The organism is Runella aurantiaca, assembly GCF_003339505.1.
Lineage (GTDB): Bacteria > Bacteroidota > Bacteroidia > Cytophagales > Spirosomataceae > Runella > Runella aurantiaca.
The window spans coordinates 215,959-233,578 of the sequence record NZ_QPIW01000004.1 but is presented as its reverse complement, the minus strand read 5'-3'; the positions used below and the strand labels follow the sequence as shown (position 1 = coordinate 233,578).

The 17,620-nt window shown below is 42.9% G+C and carries 14 protein-coding genes; 8 read left to right on the top strand and 6 right to left on the bottom strand.

Translation table 11 applies throughout. The features are described 5' to 3' along the window. The first annotated feature begins 26 nt into the window (after window positions 1–26). The 5 genes from DVG78_RS07865 (at window position 27) to DVG78_RS07845 (ending at window position 7,703) form a co-directional block, all read left to right on the top strand. Window positions 27–1,955: a CHAT domain-containing protein gene (locus DVG78_RS07865; protein ID WP_114460547.1), complete on the top strand. Its 1,929-nt coding sequence runs from the start codon at window positions 27–29 to the stop codon at window positions 1,953–1,955. Then, complete coding sequence (locus DVG78_RS07860) at window positions 1,952–2,983, top strand: AAA family ATPase (protein ID WP_114460546.1); 1,032 nt, start codon at window positions 1,952–1,954, stop codon at window positions 2,981–2,983. The genes DVG78_RS07865 and DVG78_RS07860 overlap by 4 nt, the downstream gene beginning before the upstream one ends. 71 nt (window positions 2,984–3,054) lie before the next feature. After that, window positions 3,055–4,182 (top strand): hypothetical protein, encoded by a 1,128-nt coding sequence (locus DVG78_RS07855; protein WP_114460545.1) that lies wholly within the window; start codon window positions 3,055–3,057, stop codon window positions 4,180–4,182. Continuing rightward, the gene (locus DVG78_RS07850; protein WP_114460544.1) at window positions 4,179–7,277 is read left to right on the top strand and encodes a caspase family protein; all 3,099 of its coding nucleotides are present in this window, start codon (window positions 4,179–4,181) and stop codon (window positions 7,275–7,277) included. Before DVG78_RS07855 ends, DVG78_RS07850 begins: the two co-directional genes overlap by 4 nt. Window positions 7,278–7,364: 87 nt before the next feature. Beyond that, entirely contained in the window at window positions 7,365–7,703 is a 339-nt protein-coding gene (locus DVG78_RS07845; protein ID WP_114460543.1) for a translation initiation factor, read from the top strand. Between the two features lie 26 nt (window positions 7,704–7,729). Here the strand turns inward: DVG78_RS07845 and DVG78_RS07840 are convergent, their stop codons facing one another. After that, complete coding sequence (locus DVG78_RS07840) at window positions 7,730–9,154, bottom strand: DUF5723 family protein (protein WP_147277017.1); 1,425 nt, start codon at window positions 9,152–9,154, stop codon at window positions 7,730–7,732. 170 nt (window positions 9,155–9,324) lie between these two features. On the opposite strand from DVG78_RS07840, the gene DVG78_RS07835 reads away from it, so the two are divergent. From DVG78_RS07835 to DVG78_RS07825, 3 genes are read left to right on the top strand one after another with little or no spacing between them, the layout of a single operon-like run. Beyond that, entirely contained in the window at window positions 9,325–9,657 is a 333-nt protein-coding gene (locus tag DVG78_RS07835) for a hypothetical protein (RefSeq protein ID WP_147277016.1), read from the top strand. Between the two features lie 35 nt (window positions 9,658–9,692). After that, on the top strand, window positions 9,693–10,679 hold the full coding sequence (locus DVG78_RS07830; protein ID WP_114460540.1) for a GSCFA domain-containing protein: 987 nt from the start codon (window positions 9,693–9,695) through the stop codon (window positions 10,677–10,679). A gap of 3 nt (window positions 10,680–10,682) precedes the next feature. After that, on the top strand, window positions 10,683–11,360 hold the full coding sequence (locus DVG78_RS07825; protein WP_114460539.1) for a hypothetical protein: 678 nt from the start codon (window positions 10,683–10,685) through the stop codon (window positions 11,358–11,360). A 12-nt stretch (window positions 11,361–11,372) separates the two neighbouring features. On the opposite strand, the gene porU2 is transcribed toward DVG78_RS07825, so the two are convergent. The 5 genes from porU2 to DVG78_RS07800 form a co-directional block, all read right to left on the bottom strand. Then, on the bottom strand, window positions 11,373–14,609 hold the full coding sequence (gene porU2, locus DVG78_RS07820) for a putative type IX secretion system sortase PorU2 (RefSeq protein WP_114460538.1): 3,237 nt from the start codon (window positions 14,607–14,609) through the stop codon (window positions 11,373–11,375). Window positions 14,610–14,726: 117 nt separating this feature from the next. After that, on the bottom strand, window positions 14,727–15,623 hold the full coding sequence (locus DVG78_RS07815) for a phosphoenolpyruvate carboxykinase (ATP) (RefSeq protein ID WP_114460537.1): 897 nt from the start codon (window positions 15,621–15,623) through the stop codon (window positions 14,727–14,729). Window positions 15,624–15,724: 101 nt separating this feature from the next. Next, window positions 15,725–16,159 (bottom strand): lasso peptide biosynthesis B2 protein, encoded by a 435-nt coding sequence (locus DVG78_RS07810; RefSeq protein WP_114460536.1) that lies wholly within the window; start codon window positions 16,157–16,159, stop codon window positions 15,725–15,727. Beyond that, the gene (locus DVG78_RS07805) at window positions 16,134–16,415 is read right to left on the bottom strand and encodes a PqqD family protein (protein ID WP_114460535.1); all 282 of its coding nucleotides are present in this window, start codon (window positions 16,413–16,415) and stop codon (window positions 16,134–16,136) included. Before DVG78_RS07805 ends, DVG78_RS07810 begins: the two co-directional genes overlap by 26 nt. A gap of 228 nt (window positions 16,416–16,643) precedes the next feature. Next, window positions 16,644–17,534, bottom strand: a complete 891-nt coding sequence (locus tag DVG78_RS07800; protein WP_158549987.1) for a hypothetical protein — start codon at window positions 17,532–17,534, stop codon at window positions 16,644–16,646. Between the last annotated feature and the right edge of the window lie 86 nt (window positions 17,535–17,620).

The window sequence follows — 17,620 nt, the reverse complement described above, 5'->3', positions numbered from 1 at the left end:
AAAACCAGAGGTTTAAAGATTAACTTATGCCCGACATCCTCATCATTGGACAAGCAAATGTTACAGCTGATTTCCTGCCTAAAATTCAGGACGAGGTAGCTGCTATTCGGTCTATTATCAACAATAAAGCAATCAAATACCTTTTTCCGTCACTACTGCCTTTTACGGCCAAAAGTTTATCAGAAGAATTTAATAATCCTGCAGTTTCGGGAAAAATTAGGTTTCTGCACTACGCTGGACATTCGTCTCAAAAAGGAATTTCATTTCAGGAAAACGGCGAAATGAAGCTGATGTTGAAAGACAATCTGGTGGCTTTTCTCAAAAACCAGCAATTACGTTTTGTATTCCTGAACAGTTGTTTGTCCGAAAGCATCGCCCAAGACCTCCACGCAGCGGGAGTACCTATAGTGATTGGCACGACGGCCAAAGTCGGAGACGAAGACGCCGTCAAAATTGCCAAACAATTTTATACTACATTAGCAGGAATGCCCGGACGTACGTTGTGGCAGGCGTTTGAGGATACCACCACCTATTTCAAAAACAATTCCGCCGAACTAAGCCAAGACTATATTTTTCGAGGTATTGGAACAGACGAAGACGAGACAAAAGACTTTGCGTGGAATATCTATTATGAAAATGCCAAAGAAGAGGACAAAAATTGGTGTCTGGTTCCTGCTAAAAAATTAGTATTGAGCAACGCCAAAGATGATGCTCGAAAAAAGGTTTTTTGTTTGTACGGAAAGCAAATCAAGGATTACTATATTCCTGTTCAATTACATGGTAGCCAGCAGTTTAATATCCTCACCCATGGGATATGGGATATTGACGAAAATGAAGATGTCTCTGTCGATGACTTTCTAACTGAATGGAAAGCTTCTGACGTGATTTTGCATTTTTTAGACGGGAATTACGGCGAATTACATCCATTTATCAACGCTGCTTCAGCGCAAGACACTTTTACGACGAAACAACACGTTTTTGTAAAAGTGGATGAATCATTTGGCTTGGCAACGGCGTTTATTACTGCCATTTTTGACGAGAAAAGGACATTCCCTTCAAGCAAAAGCATAGGAACGATGCCCTTACACACGCTCAAAAACATCGAAAATAAATTTCATTTTGACAAAATGGCTCTTTTTCAAAACATATTTTGTAAGGAATTGCCCGGTTTTTTGGAACTGCAACTCAATGAAAATGACCTAAGTCGCGACCTTGAAGAATTGGACTTTGAACACGAAAAGCGAAACTTCATTGCCGGTACGCCCAAATTGTTTTTTACCCTCATTGAAGGAAGTGCCGATTGTGCCCAAACCCTACTCGTCAAAACCATTAAAAAACGAATGGGAATTACGTCCAATGTTAAAATTGAGGTTCTCAAAATCGGCCAAAATCCCACGATTCAACAAGAAGTATCGTTTTGGTTTGCCCTACTTCCGATTATACAGGCCGTGCCGAGCGACACCAACTTTGCCCGAACCTGCGCTAAGACAATTTTGGACAAAAAAGAGCCTTTTGTGTTGGTCTTTGATAAAGTGGATATCGCTTCGACCGCTATGTATCAGAAAGTAATTGTAACCGAATTATGGGCAGAGCTTACAAATGAACTTCACGAGCGTCAATCCACTGGAAATTATGCACTTAAAAATTCAATCATGATTTTTGCGCTCAATTATGACGCTCATTTTTTGAACGTCCCCCTCGTAACAGATTCTTCCCTAAGTCAGGTTGAAAAAATATCTCCCATCAGTAATCTATCGGAAGGGGAATTTAACGAATGGTATGGACAAAAAGAGTTCATTTATAAAAAGATTTCTCCTGATTTTGAGGCCAATATCAAAAATAAAAAAGTACAGATTGTGAATGCTCGTCGCAAGATTGCCCTCATTAAAATTTGTGAATCCATCAGTCCCAATATCGTACGAATCGTCGAAGACCAAGTCTTAAAACTCTCATGATACTACCTAACAATAAACTTTCTTACCAAGGCGAAAAGCTGAATGAAACCATCAAATTGCGGTACAAACTGCCGAGCAATGAGGAATTAGAGGAAAAAATCGCCGAAAAAAGCAGCAAAGACGAAAGAATCGAAGAAGTCATTCCCGCTTATTTTCCGAGCAAAGAATTGATTGCAGCCGTCGAATATGCCCGATTGTTAGACCGTCCATTGCTGTTGCGCGGCGAGCCAGGTTGCGGAAAAACCCGTCTGGCACAGGCACTTGCGTATGAAATGTACGGAAGGAATTATCGACGGTATTATTTTGAATGGTTTATCAAATCTACCACCAAAGTCAACGAAGGACTGTATCAGTTTGATCATCTGGCTCGGCTCCGCGATGCCAACCTGAATATCAAATCAGGAGAAACGCCGACCACCGAAGACATCAAAAAATACCGTAAGTTTGGAGCCTTGGGCAAAGCTTTTCTGTACTCTACTCCACAATCGCCCGTCGTGCTTTTGATTGACGAAATTGACAAAGCCGATCTAGATTTCCCCAATGACCTGCTGTTGGAATTGGACCAAAAGCGTTTTTTTATCCCCGAAACCCGTGAAGAGATTACCGCCAAAAAACCGCCGATTATCATCATCACGAGCAATGACGAAAAAGACCTGCCAAGCGCTTTTTTGCGGCGTTGCGTGTTTCATTACATTGATTTTCCCAGCCCCGACGATTTATTTAAAATTGTGTCGGCCAAAGCCAAAGCGCAGGAAAAACAGTTTGAAATTGCCCTTCCCGATGCCTTGATTGAAAGTATTATTACGCAATTCGGTGAGTTGAGAAAAAAAATGACCGCGAGCCAAACTACGGATAAACTCCCCTCCACAAGCGAGTTACTGGACTGGCTGCGCGTGATTCACTATTACTATTTTACCGACAAAACCCGCCTCAAACTAACTGATACTGAGACGCTACCTACCGAATTATTATTTCCGGAAGTGTTACTCAAAACCTTGGACGATTACAAAACCAACAAAGCACTCTAATAACATCCGCGAGGTTTTGAACGCCAAACGGCCAATTCTCGCCGACGTTTATTTACTCAAAAACCACTCGTATGACCAAACAAACCGCGCTCTTTTATGATTTTTTCCAAATGCTCCGCAGCCGTGGTTGGGAGTTGGGTTGGGAGCAGTATGAGTTGTTTATGCGCGGGTTTATTCTGTCAAAATTTGAAACCAAAGAGCAGTTACTCAACTTTTGCAAAACAGTTTGGCTCTTTCGACCCAACCTGCGTGAAGAGTTTGAACAACTGTTTGAGTATTATTACGCACAAATCCCTGCGCAGTTTTTGATTGAAAAGAAAGAAACCATTCTTATCAATGCTCCAACAGGTGACGGCAAAACAGAAGCCGCGCAATCAGCGGCTAAAGAATTACAATCAGGCTCAAACAGCACATTTCCCAAAACTCCCCAACTCTCCACAACTGTTCCAGAACTTAACAACGAAACGGTCGAAGTTTCTCTCAATATTGATAGCAGTTCGGAAGGAAATGTCGCGAATGAAGTCTCCCCAATACCCTCGGCCAAAGAAGTAACGTTTCTGTTTTCTGAGCAAAAACATTTACCTTTTACGGTTCGCAAAGCATCCCAAACCATGCGTAAGTTGCGCGTGCCCACCCAAAAGCGAATTACAGCCGTGTTGGATGTACTGGCGTTGGTGCAGCAAGTGGCGCAGGAAGGCATGGTGAGTCGGCTTATTTATCAGCGCGAAAGCATTGGCGTTCAGCAGGTTGTTTGGCTTTCTGACCACGGAGGCTCCATGCTTCCTTTTGAGCCTTGGGAAAAACAATTGCTCGACATCGTCCGAAACACGCCCAATATCCGGCAAACGGAGCAGTACTTTTTTCATGATTATCCGTCGCAGGTAGGCGATGATTTTAAGCTATTTACCAACCGTGCCCATACCGAAATCAAAACACTTTCGTCCATTTTGAAGGCGTCCAACAAGCATACTGCCATCATCATTTTCAGCGACGGAGGAGCCGCCCGACGGCGTTTTGATTCTGAACGATTGCAGGTATTCCTGCCGCTCATCACTACCCTCAAAAACACCACGCAGCGATTGGTTTGGCTCAATCCCGTGCGACAAACGCAGGGAACTATGTCTGATTATTTGTCATTTATTGTGTCGGTTAGGTACCCCAACAATGACGATCTCAAACGCCTGATTTTGGAGCTATGAAATCCCTTTCCGACCTTTTAGCACCTATTGCTGACCCAATCGACCGCTTACGACTAGAAGCATTCGGACAAACGTATGCCACGCCCGAACATCTGTGGTTGGCGCGTTGTGCGGCCTTTCCGGTGGCGCTTACGACGGATTTGCTCTACAAGATTTGGCTCAATTTTAGGCAAACCGATACGGGCGAAACGGTAGACATTCCCATCAATGCCGTGGGGGATATTCTGCTCTCGCCCTTGTGCCACGAGATTGGTTATGATCTGTACGAAATGTATCCCGAGGCGCGAGCCGTACTTTGGCAAAGCCTTTCCCCCGACACGGTCGCTTCGTTGGCAGAGTTTACGTTGCGTTATTTGGATTTTTGTCGCGACAAAGTTCCTTCAGAAGCCTTTGCCGAAGCCCAGCGAATTAGTGCAGAAGTCATATTAAATCCTCAAAAAATAGCTACATTTTTAGGTAAGTTGCTTTCAGAACGAAAAACCAACCTCGGAAGCAAAATCATGGCTGAATATGTGTTAAGTTGGGTCAAAAACCGTAATCAGTGGGCCAACCAGAAGGGGCCAGTAACAACCGCCCAACGAGATTCTCTATCGGATTTGGCTCAAGTGGCCGAAGGCATCCAACAATACGAAAAAGGAGAAATAACGGAAGCAAAGGCTACTTTTTCATCCATTGCTCATCTACTCCAAGCTCCGCGCGCCGGTGGATTTAACGTGCCTATCGCTAAAGAAATCTGGCAAGATTTACCCGGCAACGTTCCTACAGAAGAGCAAAAAGGGAAGATTTATGCGGTGTTGGTGGGGATTGATGAGTATGCTGATAAAGTACGTTACCCTACTCTTAAAGCACGTCAAAGGGATGCTTTTTCTTGGCAAAGCATTCTTCGAGGTTTTTATAATACGGGAAGCACAGATTTTCTCATTGACTCTGAGGCAACAAAGAAAAATATTATACAATGTTTTACACAAGCATTAAAAATAGCAAATGAAAATGATACTGTTCTATTCATCTTTTCGGGATATGCTTATAATAGTGGCTTATATTTATTAGCTGCTTACGATACTGATGGGATAAATGAACCAAGCTTTTTATCAGAAACTGAATTTAGAGCTATACTCACAGACTCTAACAACCACAATCCATTTGTAGTCGTAATTTTGGATACCAATTGCGGAAGTCAAAACTGGATTAATAAAAATAATGAAAAGCATGTTTTATTGTGTGCTACTGCTGCTTGGGCAAAAAAAATAGACCCCGATAATGGTTCAATTTTTACTTCTGCTTTGCAAACTAAATTATTAGAAAATCAATCTCGGCCTTTGAGCTATAGCCAATTGGGAAAAGAGGCTTTTCGTTCTATTCACAAAAAAAATTATAGACAAACCCCTCAACTTTTCGGTCATCCCAAAGCCATTAACCAAGCTTTTTTAGGAGGCAGTACAAGCCAAGCTACGTATGTTAGTGAACTTCTTCAAGAATGCAATTATCAAACTATTCAGCAGGTAATTGCTGATTTTGAAATAGAAAACCAAGAAGAAAGCCTTATTGCAACTCTCGAAAAATACGCCCTACTTAAAGGCGCTGAAACACTCAAAGTCGTTCGTATTTCTTCCGAAATGAGTGTTCGGCAAATTCCTCTTTTCCGAAGGGAATACCTCAAAAGTTTGCCGTATGAAGTTGAAATCAAAGACATCTGTCTGTTTTATGCTCCAAGTCGGGCAGGCTTGAAAGACAGCATGGGCTATCAGGAAGAAATTGAGGATGATCTGTCGTCACTTCAAGATGCTCACATTATCGTTTTTGTGCTTAACCGCGCTTTAGTCAGTGATTTTACCCGACATACCACTATCGCTCCTGTTATCAATCATTTAAGGCGTTTTGAGTATAAAGTCGTTTGCTCCTTTCTGTGGCAAGATTGCGACCGTGGTGAGACAGCATTGAGAGATTATCCCGTTTTTTCACTCCGCCAACCATTATCTCAAGCCCTTTTTCAGAAGTACAATTTTGCCCCCGAAGTGGAGCGGGAAATTGAAGAATATTACCAAGACTGGCAACCAGTCATCAATAAATGGATAACGGATTTGGCAGCGTTGGGCTTTGAAAAAGAATTGAAAGAACGCATTGAAAAGGCTAGGCAAACGCAGGAACTAGACCTGAGCGGCATGGGTTTTGAGAAACTACCCGAAGCCGTATGGGAATTGGAAAACCTGAAAACCATTGACCTATACAACAACAAACTGACTGAACTTCCAGAAAGTCTGACGCAATTTCGGTCGTTAGAAAAATTATTTGCGAGCAAAAACCCTATCACTTCGTTGCCTTTGTTTCTCTCTGATTTACCCAACCTTCGGGTATTAAAAATAGACGATGCGCAGATAACGGAATTCCCCAATTGGCTCTGTAAGCATCCCACCTTAGAAGATATTTCGTTGGAAAACAATCAAATTGAAATCATCCCTTCGGCATTTAAAGAGTTGCCGAAATTAAGACTGTTTGATTTTAGGGGGAATCCGGTGATAAATTTGTCTGGGGCGGTGTTAAAGGCTACTAAAAATAGACTAACAAGCTACATTCAATCATCTTTAGAAGCTTCTTTTAAAGAGACTCTTTATATGACCGATTCAGCTGTACTATTCCTTGAAGCTGGCCAAAGTGACGAAATGTATATTATTGACCGACTTTTTGCCGATAGTAAAGCAATAGATATTTACAGCACTTCAATAAGCAATTATGAAGCCATACATCATTTTATACCTGTAGACTATCAAACCTTCATTGTCCATATACCTCAAAATAACTTATCCGAAGAGGAAGCTCGAAAACTATCAAAACTCTTTACAGAATACCCCACAGGTACTATTTTCTTTCTCAATTTCAGTAACTCCAAACGACTAGCCGAGCTGCTGTATCAACAAAAACACTCCCCAATCATCGCTTTTGACGGAGAATTAGACGAAGGAACTGCTACCGAGGCCGTTCGTTATTTTTATACAGAATATCAGGAAAGCAAAAATGCAGCCTCGGCTTTTCAGTACATGATATTAAAGTTATCAGAAACTTCTTCCAAAGGCCTTTATACGCTTTATCGATACTAAAAACCCAACGTTTGTTGATGATTTGAAGCGTAATGTTTGCGAAAACGTCCAAAAAGCTGCATTTTCGGGGCATCAAACAGCAGAAGTATGTCAAAAAAGCAACGCAGCGGCATCGTTTATTCCACCGACCCCAGCTTCCAATACAACGACGACGACTCGGACGAAGACGCCGAGACACCCACGCCCAACCAACAAGAACTTAAAGTGTGGCTCGAACGCAAAGGCGGCGGAAAAGTAGTAACCGCCATCAAAGGATGGACGGGAAAAACAGGCGACATGGAAGATTTGGCCAAACAGCTCAAAACCCTCTGTGGTACAGGCGGTACCGCCAAAGACCGCGAAATTTTAATTCAGGGAGATTTTAGAGACAAGATTCTGACGTGGCTGTTGGCCAAAGGCTATAAAGCAAAAAAAGCAGGGGGGTAAAGGTGGGGGTAACGTGCGATTCTCTCCTACCTTTTTCTTCTTTTTGTAAGGGCTTTTTCGTTCAATTTCCATAATTGAATCCCAAAATAGGCAAGTGTGCCGCGTGGCTGTACACTTCGGCTGACAAGCGCGCCAAAATTACTGAAACCAATATAGGCTGGCCCAAAGCGCACCGAAAAACCAATGGTCGGATTTTGATTGCCGTGTATCCACGTAACTGGCAGGGTAAATTCAGCATCTTCACCTTCAAAACGTGCGGTCAATGAAAACAACTCAGGTTGAGATACATACGTTGGTAACGAGCCGGTATTGGTTGGTTTTATCCAAGTGGCATTCACAAAAAACGACTTCGCAAACTGTACATCTGCGTCAATATTGATGGTACGCGGAAGCTGTGTTTCATAGCCATAGTCACGCGAATCAGACTTGCCAAAAATTGTTTCCAAGTTTTTGACCGAGTTATTCCCCAAATCAATAATCTGTTCTTGATTGATAATCAGCTCATTGAGCGTACCGCTGTATTGTTTTCCTGTGCTTGGATACGTGATTTTGCCCGCATCCGTAATCGCCGCCCCAACGCGCAAAATATAATTGGCCCGATCTTGAGAATGTTTTCTGATGCGTCCTAACTCAACCGTAGCACCCAAATCAAGCGCCGTACCCGAGCCATAATCAGCTGAAAACAAACTACCTAGCCCAAAGGCTTTTACTGGCTGAGTATAGCCGTATTCATAATTTACATTCGATAAATCAAGTACGTATTCTTCCTGATTCAGCGGACGAACTTGATAATTGGCACTCTTGAGGTTGAGGTACACGTTTCGAGCGCCCGAAAGACGCTTAATGGTCGCTCCCACTTTGACCCGAATCAGCCCCTCAATGCGTATCGGCATTGCTGCAAAGGTCAGTCCTGTTTCAAAAAAAGAATGTTGATTAAACGTAAAATCCTTAAAACTGCCCGTTGAAGCCTTCGTAAGGCCATCGTCAAGGCGGTTTTTATAGCTATCAAAAATCACAGGCGGAACTCCTGACCCTTGCACAAACCCTCTCATACGCGACTGAAAACCCACGACAAGCCAATTGTTTTTCCCCAAACCCAGGTAGCCCGACGGGGTCCTGAGTTCAGCCGTTACGTTGATATTTTCGCCTTGGGTTTGAGTACCGGTCAGTTTGGATTTGCCGTACATATCTTTTTCCGCATAGGCATTCCTGAAAGGATGAAAGAGTGCATCCGTCCGAAAATATTTAAAGTAGCGATTGGTGATGGTCGCATTAAAAGACACCAGATTGAGATGGTACCGATAGCGCGTCCCCGCGATTGACGAAGGATTGAAGGTTGCCCGGTTGATACCAGCGTAGTTGCTGCTGTGCTGCCCGATAAATTCCTGAGCAAAACCCCGTTGAGAAAATACTTCAATAAATAAAAGTGTAATCAATGTCCTTAATTTCATATACCGCAGTCTCAATGTAGTGTTGTGGATATAACGAAAAGCGTGCCAAAAATGAGCAAAAAACAATCAAAAATGATTCCAGAAAGTAAATAACGACATTTAATGAAAAGAGACGATGCACTGTGGAAGGGTTAAGTTGTACCATTCCGAAAGAAAAAATTAGATCGTTAATGCGTTTTTTAAAACTCTATATTCGTTTTGATAATGAACGCTATATTCTTAAATTTGAAAATACATTAAATCAACTTGCTAATCGCCAAACAACTATGGGCTTAGAAGAATTTGTATTGGACAGAGCCAAACGGCAAGGACTGTATGAAGGCAGAAAAGAGGGTATTAAAGAAGGCTTGAAAGAGGGTATGGAAATAGCCCGCCTTGAAAAAGAGCGCGCTTTTGTGACCAATTTGTTACAAAAGACCTCTTTGGATACCCTTCAAATAGCAGACATAGCAGGCGTAACCATCACATTTGTGGAGGAAATAAAAGCGACACTAACTGCCTAATCACCGCGCTAAACGTTCTTTATACAACTCTTTCTGTGCATTTTCGAACCGAAATTTTCCTTGCTCAAAGTAACGAAAAAATTATCCTTCAAACGCCCATTTTGACGGTAGGGTCGTGTTTTGCGGAAGTGATTGGACAAAAATTGGTAGATAATAAAGTCCCTACACTGGTTAACCCCTTCGGGACTATTTTTAACCCGCTTTCCATCACAAAACTTCTTCGGCAGTCAATCACCCAGCAACTTCCCGACGAAAATTTATACGTTGAAAATCAGGGAATTTGGTTTCATTATGACTTTCACTCTTCGTGCTGGGCTCCCACTAAAGAAGCCCTCACTTCACAGTTGACTCATCAGTTGCAACGGGTACGGGAGTGGCTCTTAAATACTAAGTGGCTGATTATTACCTTCGGAACAGCCTATGTTTATCGGCAGATAGCCACCGAATGTATCGTTGCCAATTGCCACAAAGTGCCCAACAAACAGTTTCGGCGCGAGCTTTTATCCATAGAGGCCATTGTAGAAGATTTCAGAAATATTTGTTCGTTACTCCGTTCAGAAAATCCTTCCATAGCAGTTATCTTAACCGTCAGCCCCGTACGGCACACCCGCGACACCCTGCCGCTCAATGCCGTCAGTAAATCCATTTTGAGGGTTGCGTGTCATGAACTAAGCGAGATCTTGACGAATGTCCATTACTTTCCTGCTTACGAACTTTTGCTGGATGACCTGCGTGATTATCGCTTTTATAAGCCCGACCTCATTCACCCCAACGAAACTGCGGAGCAATACATTTTTCAACGGTTTTCAGAAACCTATTTTGATGATTCTCTCAAACAATTTGTCAGAGAATGGCAGAAACTAAAGCAAGAAATGACCCATCGCCCGCTGCAACCCAACTCGGCCGCCCACAAGCAATTTCTAGAAAATTTGCTGAAAAAACTTCAAAAAATAAGAACAAACGTGGGGGTAGATGGTGAAATCGCCTTTGTTGAACAACAACTCCAAGCGCTTGAAAATTAGAATATGAAGAAAAGTTATTGGTTGCTTATTGGACTGGCTCTCTTGGCAGGATGTACCTCTTCTGGGCCATCCCCCAAAGAATCTGATTACCGCTTTTTCCCTTTGGAAACTGGGCGATTTGTAGAATACGAAGTGCAGGAAACGTTCTATGCGCTGAGCAAGCCGCCTGTAAAAATCACTTATTTTCTGAAAGAAGTTTGCGGTCCCGAACTTAAGGGGACAACGGGGCAATATCAAATCAACCGTTTTAGAAGAAACACTGTCGACCAAAGCTGGTCACCAGACTCGGTGTGGACGGCCTATCTCCTGCCCGACCGCGCCGTAAAAGTCGAGAATAATCGCCCCCTCTTAAAAATGATTTTTCCGCTTTTCGACGGTCTTACATGGAATGCAAACCAATACAATACCTTACCGCCCCAAACCAGTGAAGCTCACTTCTCTCATCTGCCCTTTAGTGTTAATTCACTTACGTTTCCTGCAAATTTGGAGATTGTCCAACAAAAAGATTCAAGCTTGGTTTCTCTGGTTAACTTCACAGAACGCTACGCACCGAACGTCGGGCTGATTTACAAAGAAAGTACCACCCTTCAATACTGTCAAAACGCCGATTGCCTAGGGAAAGGTATCGTTGAATTTGGTAATCGGAAAACCCTAAAAATCAAAGCATACGGCCAAGAATAAGCGTTGTTCAGTTTATTGGATAGTAAACTTTCCCGTAGCTGTTTTTTCTCCAATCCTGCACCGATATATGTACGTTCCAGAAGCAGGTGGGTCGGTCCAGTACAATTCGTTTTCACCCAGTTGAGCATCGAATTTCACCTCCTTGACTTTTTTCCCTTCCTCGGAATAAATCGTCAAAACGCCTTCTTCTGCTGCTCCACTCAATTTATACACAAACCGGGCATAATCACTTGATGGATTTGGTGCTACGATTATGTTCAGTCGCTCTTGCACCTCCTCAATGCGGAATTGAACACGGTACGGAATTCCCGCACCATTTCCATTTACATCCCTTGCCTGTGCCAATAATTCATGCTTCCCCGCCGCTAATACGCCCGGTCTGAACTGAACAGATAGATTTTGGAGTGCTTTCAACTCATATACCCCATTGGTCAGCAATTTAAACGCACAGGAGTCGCAGGCTTTGAGGTATAGTTGAACCAAAATGGTGTCTAATTCCAACGGATTATCATCAAAAAGCAAAACGTTAAAAACAGGCATTGAAGACACAAGTGCCCCATTCTGAATCACTTTGCTATCAACGGTCACCTCCATAACAGGATTAACACGGTCAGTTGTGGTGTGTGCAGGGTAGCGCGTGAGCTGTTCTACCAGTGCCCAGTTTAGTGTCAATTGTGCTTCGTTGTTTTGCTCATTTAATTCTTCAATCTGCTGCGCCGCATCAAGGAATACTTTTACATTGCTGAAGCCAGCGTTCTTTTTAATGCTCAACAACAGCGTGTCTTTCTGAGTCGGAGCCTTTACCGAAAACGTTTTGGTGGAAACCGTGCCGTTGGTTTCGGTTAGGCTGAGTCTGATGGTAAAACTTCTTAACCGTTCATCCACTTTTCCAGCATTGGTAATGATAACGCCCACCTGCACCGAATCTGACTGCGAAAACGATTTTTGGCTTTGCACAAACAGTCCTTTCGGTTCAACGGCATAATCAGGCTTATTGATTTTAAATAACACCACCGCTGGGTCGCCCAAAAGAATGAGTTGATGCACATTGGCAATGTCAAATTCGTTCTCTTTGGTGGTGGCAATCGTGTTACTTACTTTCTGCAAAATTTCACCGATGGGCTTCCCCAAGGTTGCTTCTTGGTCAAACATGGCCGAATAAAGTTCTTTCAGGTAATGCGCCGAAATGGAAGGATAACTCCAAAAAGAATTGGAAAGCACACCAATTGAACCTTTTTCGGGCGTCAGCAGCCAATCAGCCGCTAAGGTTTCGTACCGATAAAAGACATTCCCGACACCGCAGCCATTGAAATACATAAACGGGTACCGACCTTTATTGGCCAATTGAGACGCTGGGTCAGAGGCATAGCCAATGTTGACGTCAGGGACCGTGGGCGACGCGTGCCCCATAAACGTAACCATACCCACCCCTTTGTTGAGCTGGTCGGCGATGGAAAGATTCTCTACGGATTCGGTGGTACGTTTTGTGTATACTTCCACCTTACCCCCCAATGATGATTTTTCCACCAATGGCTCCAAATCGGCCAAAATTCCTTTTAATTGTTGTATTTCTTCCGCTGATTTACCGCCGCTCAGGTGTAAGATTTTTTTGGCATTCAAGGCAGCCGGCGCTTTTTCAAATTCCTTCACTTTATTCAAATACGCCAACACCTGCTGATGGCTGAAAGCGCTTATACGACCCGTTCTGAACGCAGGCGTATTTTGGTTTGCACCACCCAATCCTGCCGACAGCAATACATCCGAACCTGGATAACCAAACGTAGGAACGAAATCACGATCCTGCCAAGTTTTGAGGACGTCAGGAAAACTAACCCCGTTGCCGATGAGCAGTAAGTAAGGGGCTTTTTTGCCCGACTGGAGTTGATAATTGAGAAAATTTCGAATGCCCAACGGCCCTCGCTCACCGTAATTAAATTGATCATAGAGTTGTTCAATATCGGCAACTAGTACTTGAAAACCTCCTCCTTCGGCGGATTTGCGATAATCGGCATAGGCTTGGGCGGCGTTTGCAAGTCCTTTGTGGGTAATGATAACGTAATCGGCCTCCGCTGAGTAAGGGGTAAAGTTTACCTTTTTTAAAGACTCAACTGACTGAATCACTGTTGTTACAAACAAAGTTCGGGCTTGTGCCGTGCCCAGCACAACGGTCTGCCAACGACCGTTAACCCACTTGCTTTCGAGCGCGCGCGGATTCATGGGTTGGGTTACATCATAGACAATCGGGGTAACCGATGGGGGAATCCCTGCAATTGCTACCGTTGACTGGTCGGCAGGATTGGGGACCAAATAAAAATATTTTGAAGCACGGTCGCTCATTTCAAATCGCTGAGGATAAACGACTTCGTATTTCGTAAGAGAATAGAATTCGTACTGATTGTTCAAGTCCGATTTCATTCTGAGCGCAAACGTATCCCCAGAGTTTAGCTCATTTTCAGCAATCGTGGTTTTGACGGATTGGTGATTGAATCCAAAAAAATCAAGGGTTGAAAATATACGTTGGCCCACCGAGACATTGATCAAATGAAACGATTCATAGCGACCGTTCAACAAGGCGGTGAGTTGAATGGGATAACTAGAAGATATAACCAGGTTGGTGAGCGTAATCATCACCTGTGCCAACGAATCGCGTCGAATCAATTTGCCCGTCCATCCTTCGCCTTTTTCGTAATAACTTTGCTGTAAAAAAGGCACCAAGCCGTTGTTATTATTGAACGACCATTCGTCTTTGTACTGCTTTATTTCTCGTTCCAAGTGAAAGGCTTCGGGGGCGGCAGCACTGGCCTGATAGCCAATCTCCTCTACTCGTTTACCTTTGTGATTAGGAACAACAGTCAAGAAATAGGCGCTTTCGTCACTGTAAAGGCTCCCCGTCGTTGGCGGGCGAGCCGAGTAAGGGCGGTAGACCAGACTGTCCTGAACTCCAGTGTTTGCCTGAGAGAAAAATTCGATGTAACTACTTTCCGTTAACTTACCATTAGTAACGCCAGTTACCCGAACCGCAATTTCTTCACCCCGATAAAATAAGGACAAATGTTCTACCAGTGCGGACGCGACTGGAAAACCCACTTCACGCAATTGGTCAACACTGATTCGGTATACCCCTTCTTGCTTTACCGTAATTTTGAAGTAGGGTAGTTCATACTTAATCCAATCATTGGTGTAAGGCTCCTGCCCCATCGACCGCTGTATGCCTATCCCCAGAAAAAAAGCCAGAATAAATATTCTCATATTCACTTTTCTCCAATCGTTCTTTGATATTGAAGCAAGTTACAAACTTATGCCTATTTACGGCAATTAAGCCCGCATATTGCTCCACAATCAAATCCAATTTAGAGGCTCAGCCATCTATTCTTCGGCGGAAGTCACCTGTTGTTTTACCCACTTTTTCAAAAGATTAAAATTGCGCGGTCGGCGCATTTTCAGGATATTGACGGCTTTGATCAAGCGAATACAATCTTCAAAATGACGCTGTAATGCTGCTCCTCGCAACAGTCGGGGTGGCAAAGGAAAGTGGCGAAACAATTCAATCGGGCTTTCAATCAGTTTTAGTTTACCTACTTTTTGGGAATAAGGGCGTTGTAAAATGATAATTTGATGGAGAGGAACGAGTGCGGTAGGAAAAACGGATAACGGCTGCTGATACAAAAATTTATTATGCCCCTCAAAGGCTGGTTGTAAAAGGTTTTTATCAAACCCCAGATTGTCTACGGCGCTTTCCCAAATCTTTACCTGAGGAAAACCAGGAAGTACAAAAGGCTGACCAGCGGCATCAAACCATATCGCGGTAAGGTCATCACTCAAAATAGCGTGTTCCTGCTGTGCAAATGCCGACAAAGTTGTTGATTTTCCCGCACCTGGGCGACCAATAAATACGGTTGCCTTTGCACCTACCTGTACTGCGCTTCCGTGTAACAAAAAAAGATTCCGCTGAAACAACACCATTCCCAAGGCTTCGCTCAGGGCAAAAAGTCTGAATACATCTTCATCATCCGTCAATTTTTCATATTCCAGCACCTTTCCGTCGGTCATTTTAAAATTAGCCAGTTCTGGCCAATGAAGAAATATACTCGACTCATTTTCACCAAATTGAGCGCGTACACCTTTTCTATAAATCAAGGTTTGATACAATTTCGGCAATGTGAACTGCGCTTCTTTCAATACAATATCTGCTTTCCCTTTTGCCGCAGGTAACTGAAGATCTATATCTGAATCAATGGTCAAATCATACGCCCGAAAAAGCATTCTGCAATTGGTTTGTAACGAGTAAAAATGGGTCGCAAGTTAGGAATAAATCTAGACGCACCTTATCCTTCACCCTTCTCAATTTGTGTTGATAATCATGTTTAATTCCAATCCCACAGCGGAACGTAACTTACATTAGGCACGTCGCCAATGACAATTTTTCCTTCTTTTTCAATCCACGCATGTGCACTGAATTGTTGTACTGGATTAGCCACCCCGATTTTCAAAACAAAGCCTTCATCGCCCCGTAAAAAAAATTTCATCGCCAATGCTTGCGGAAGGCACAGTATAGACAGCGGAAGCGCCGAGCTAACCGCACTTATGCTCCAAACCAACTGTTTTATGTATGATGTTGGGTAGTTTTTGGCAGAGGGGTTTGCAATGCAATGCGCGTAAACGGTTTTGAAACTTTTGAAAGACAGCAGCTTAAGGCCTAATTTTATCAGTAATATAACGACTGTTGCCTGAATTAGAAGCCACTTATCCGAACTCGGAAGGGCAAACCATTTTTTAAAGCGTCTCCACCAGTTTTTCATCCATCAATTGCGTTAAGAGCATCTTGATATCATTCTCGCAGGTAGCCTCTTCTACCTCAAATTCTTCCAAGATAGCGTTTTTAAGTTCTGCAAGTGTTGAAGGTTTTTGTTGAAGTTGTTCCCATATAAAGGTTCCTACCTCATTAAGATCATAATAAATCCCCGCATCATGATTCAAGATAATAGTCTCATTGTCAAGACTGGAAGATACTTGTCGGGGGGAAAGCTTAAAGGTTTGATTTGCATCAAAATTCATGACTAAAGATAATTACGGCAATAAGCCCAGTTAAAATGTAATTGTAATGTATAAAATTAAAGCAAAACTTCTGATAAGTATAATTCCTCTTTATTATTTCTGGCATTCCTATTTCAAACGTATGGTAGCATTCAAGGCTAGTTTGAGAACCTGCCTGTACGGTACGCTGTTACAATACATTTTTCAGTTTTGCGGTTCTCAGTTTTACATTTCTCGGTTTTTCAGTTACTAAGCGTCTTTCTGAATCAATATGTTATTTAAATATAACATCAAAAGATAGTCTTTCTGAAAATCGATGCCGAAGGGAATAAATAGGGAAGATAAGCTATGATAAGTACGAGTTCCGTCAAATTTTTCAACCAATTTATGGATCAATGGGGAAACTACCACATAGGTATCAGAAGATAAATAACGAATGTCACCCTCTTTTGTGGTCTCAGTCTCTATTTTGCGATTATAAATTAAAAATTCAGGAATGTCAGGAACTTGAAACTGGGTTTTGGAATGCGTCAGTTTTGCCAAATAAATTTGGTGGTTTACCCCCATAATGCGTTCAAAAGTATCCAAATCAAGTTGAGAAATAATCTCATAACACGCCGCATAGAGTTGTTCTTCCCGACCGGCCCACACTCCCCAAAGTGCCGCATATTGCTCCTCATTGATTTCACCTAATGGGTTGTCTATTACTATGTTTCGACAATCAGGCTTCTCCAACAATAGCTTATCGGCATCCCAGCCCAACTGATACAACGCATACTTCGACAATTCTTTTTCGACCAGAATTAGGTAATCATTCAATAGCGACCAAAATTGTTTCCCTTTTTTTCCTCCCACTGAAAAACAAAAATGGGTAGAACAACAATGCTCTCTATACGCCCATACCGTACACTGCCCTTTGTCATAAAAGGGGCATCTGAGCGCCTCGACTTCCATCTGAGTCCAACCTGTATCGGTAGGGTGCAGAGTGCGCAACTCTTTATCCAACAAATCGTATCCTTTAGGGCGAATTAGACCGTAGGGGGTAACTCCTTTTCGTGATTTTATCAACGCACGCATGCGTTTTTTCCCCTCAGTCCATCCAGTATCCTGTAATAAACCCCCAATGAGGTAATTAGACATTTGGGGATAATAGGTGCAGCATTTAGTATTAATGAAGGGGTTTTGGGGCTGTCGACAAAATACGCAATCATCGCAAGTGGCAATGG

What these genes read in the sequence shown, in the direction of transcription:
- DVG78_RS07865 (WP_114460547.1), top strand. Translation starts at nt 27, where the DNA reads ATGCCCGACATCCTCATCATTGGACAAGCAAATGTTACAGCTGATTTC.
- DVG78_RS07860 (WP_114460546.1), top strand. Translation starts at nt 1,952, where the DNA reads ATGATACTACCTAACAATAAACTTTCTTACCAAGGCGAAAAGCTGAAT.
- DVG78_RS07855 (WP_114460545.1), top strand. Translation starts at nt 3,055, where the DNA reads ATGACCAAACAAACCGCGCTCTTTTATGATTTTTTCCAAATGCTCCGC.
- DVG78_RS07850 (WP_114460544.1), top strand. Translation starts at nt 4,179, where the DNA reads ATGAAATCCCTTTCCGACCTTTTAGCACCTATTGCTGACCCAATCGAC.
- DVG78_RS07845 (WP_114460543.1), top strand. Translation starts at nt 7,365, where the DNA reads ATGTCAAAAAAGCAACGCAGCGGCATCGTTTATTCCACCGACCCCAGC.
- DVG78_RS07840 (WP_147277017.1), bottom strand. Translation starts at nt 9,154, where the DNA reads ATGAAATTAAGGACATTGATTACACTTTTATTTATTGAAGTATTTTCT.
- DVG78_RS07835 (WP_147277016.1), top strand. Translation starts at nt 9,325, where the DNA reads ATGCGTTTTTTAAAACTCTATATTCGTTTTGATAATGAACGCTATATT.
- DVG78_RS07825 (WP_114460539.1), top strand. Translation starts at nt 10,683, where the DNA reads ATGAAGAAAAGTTATTGGTTGCTTATTGGACTGGCTCTCTTGGCAGGA.
- porU2 (WP_114460538.1), bottom strand. Translation starts at nt 14,609, where the DNA reads ATGAGAATATTTATTCTGGCTTTTTTTCTGGGGATAGGCATACAGCGG.
- DVG78_RS07815 (WP_114460537.1), bottom strand. Translation starts at nt 15,623, where the DNA reads ATGCTTTTTCGGGCGTATGATTTGACCATTGATTCAGATATAGATCTT.
- DVG78_RS07810 (WP_114460536.1), bottom strand. Translation starts at nt 16,159, where the DNA reads ATGAAAAACTGGTGGAGACGCTTTAAAAAATGGTTTGCCCTTCCGAGT.
- DVG78_RS07805 (WP_114460535.1), bottom strand. Translation starts at nt 16,415, where the DNA reads ATGAATTTTGATGCAAATCAAACCTTTAAGCTTTCCCCCCGACAAGTA.
- DVG78_RS07800 (WP_158549987.1), bottom strand. Translation starts at nt 17,534, where the DNA reads ATGTCTAATTACCTCATTGGGGGTTTATTACAGGATACTGGATGGACT.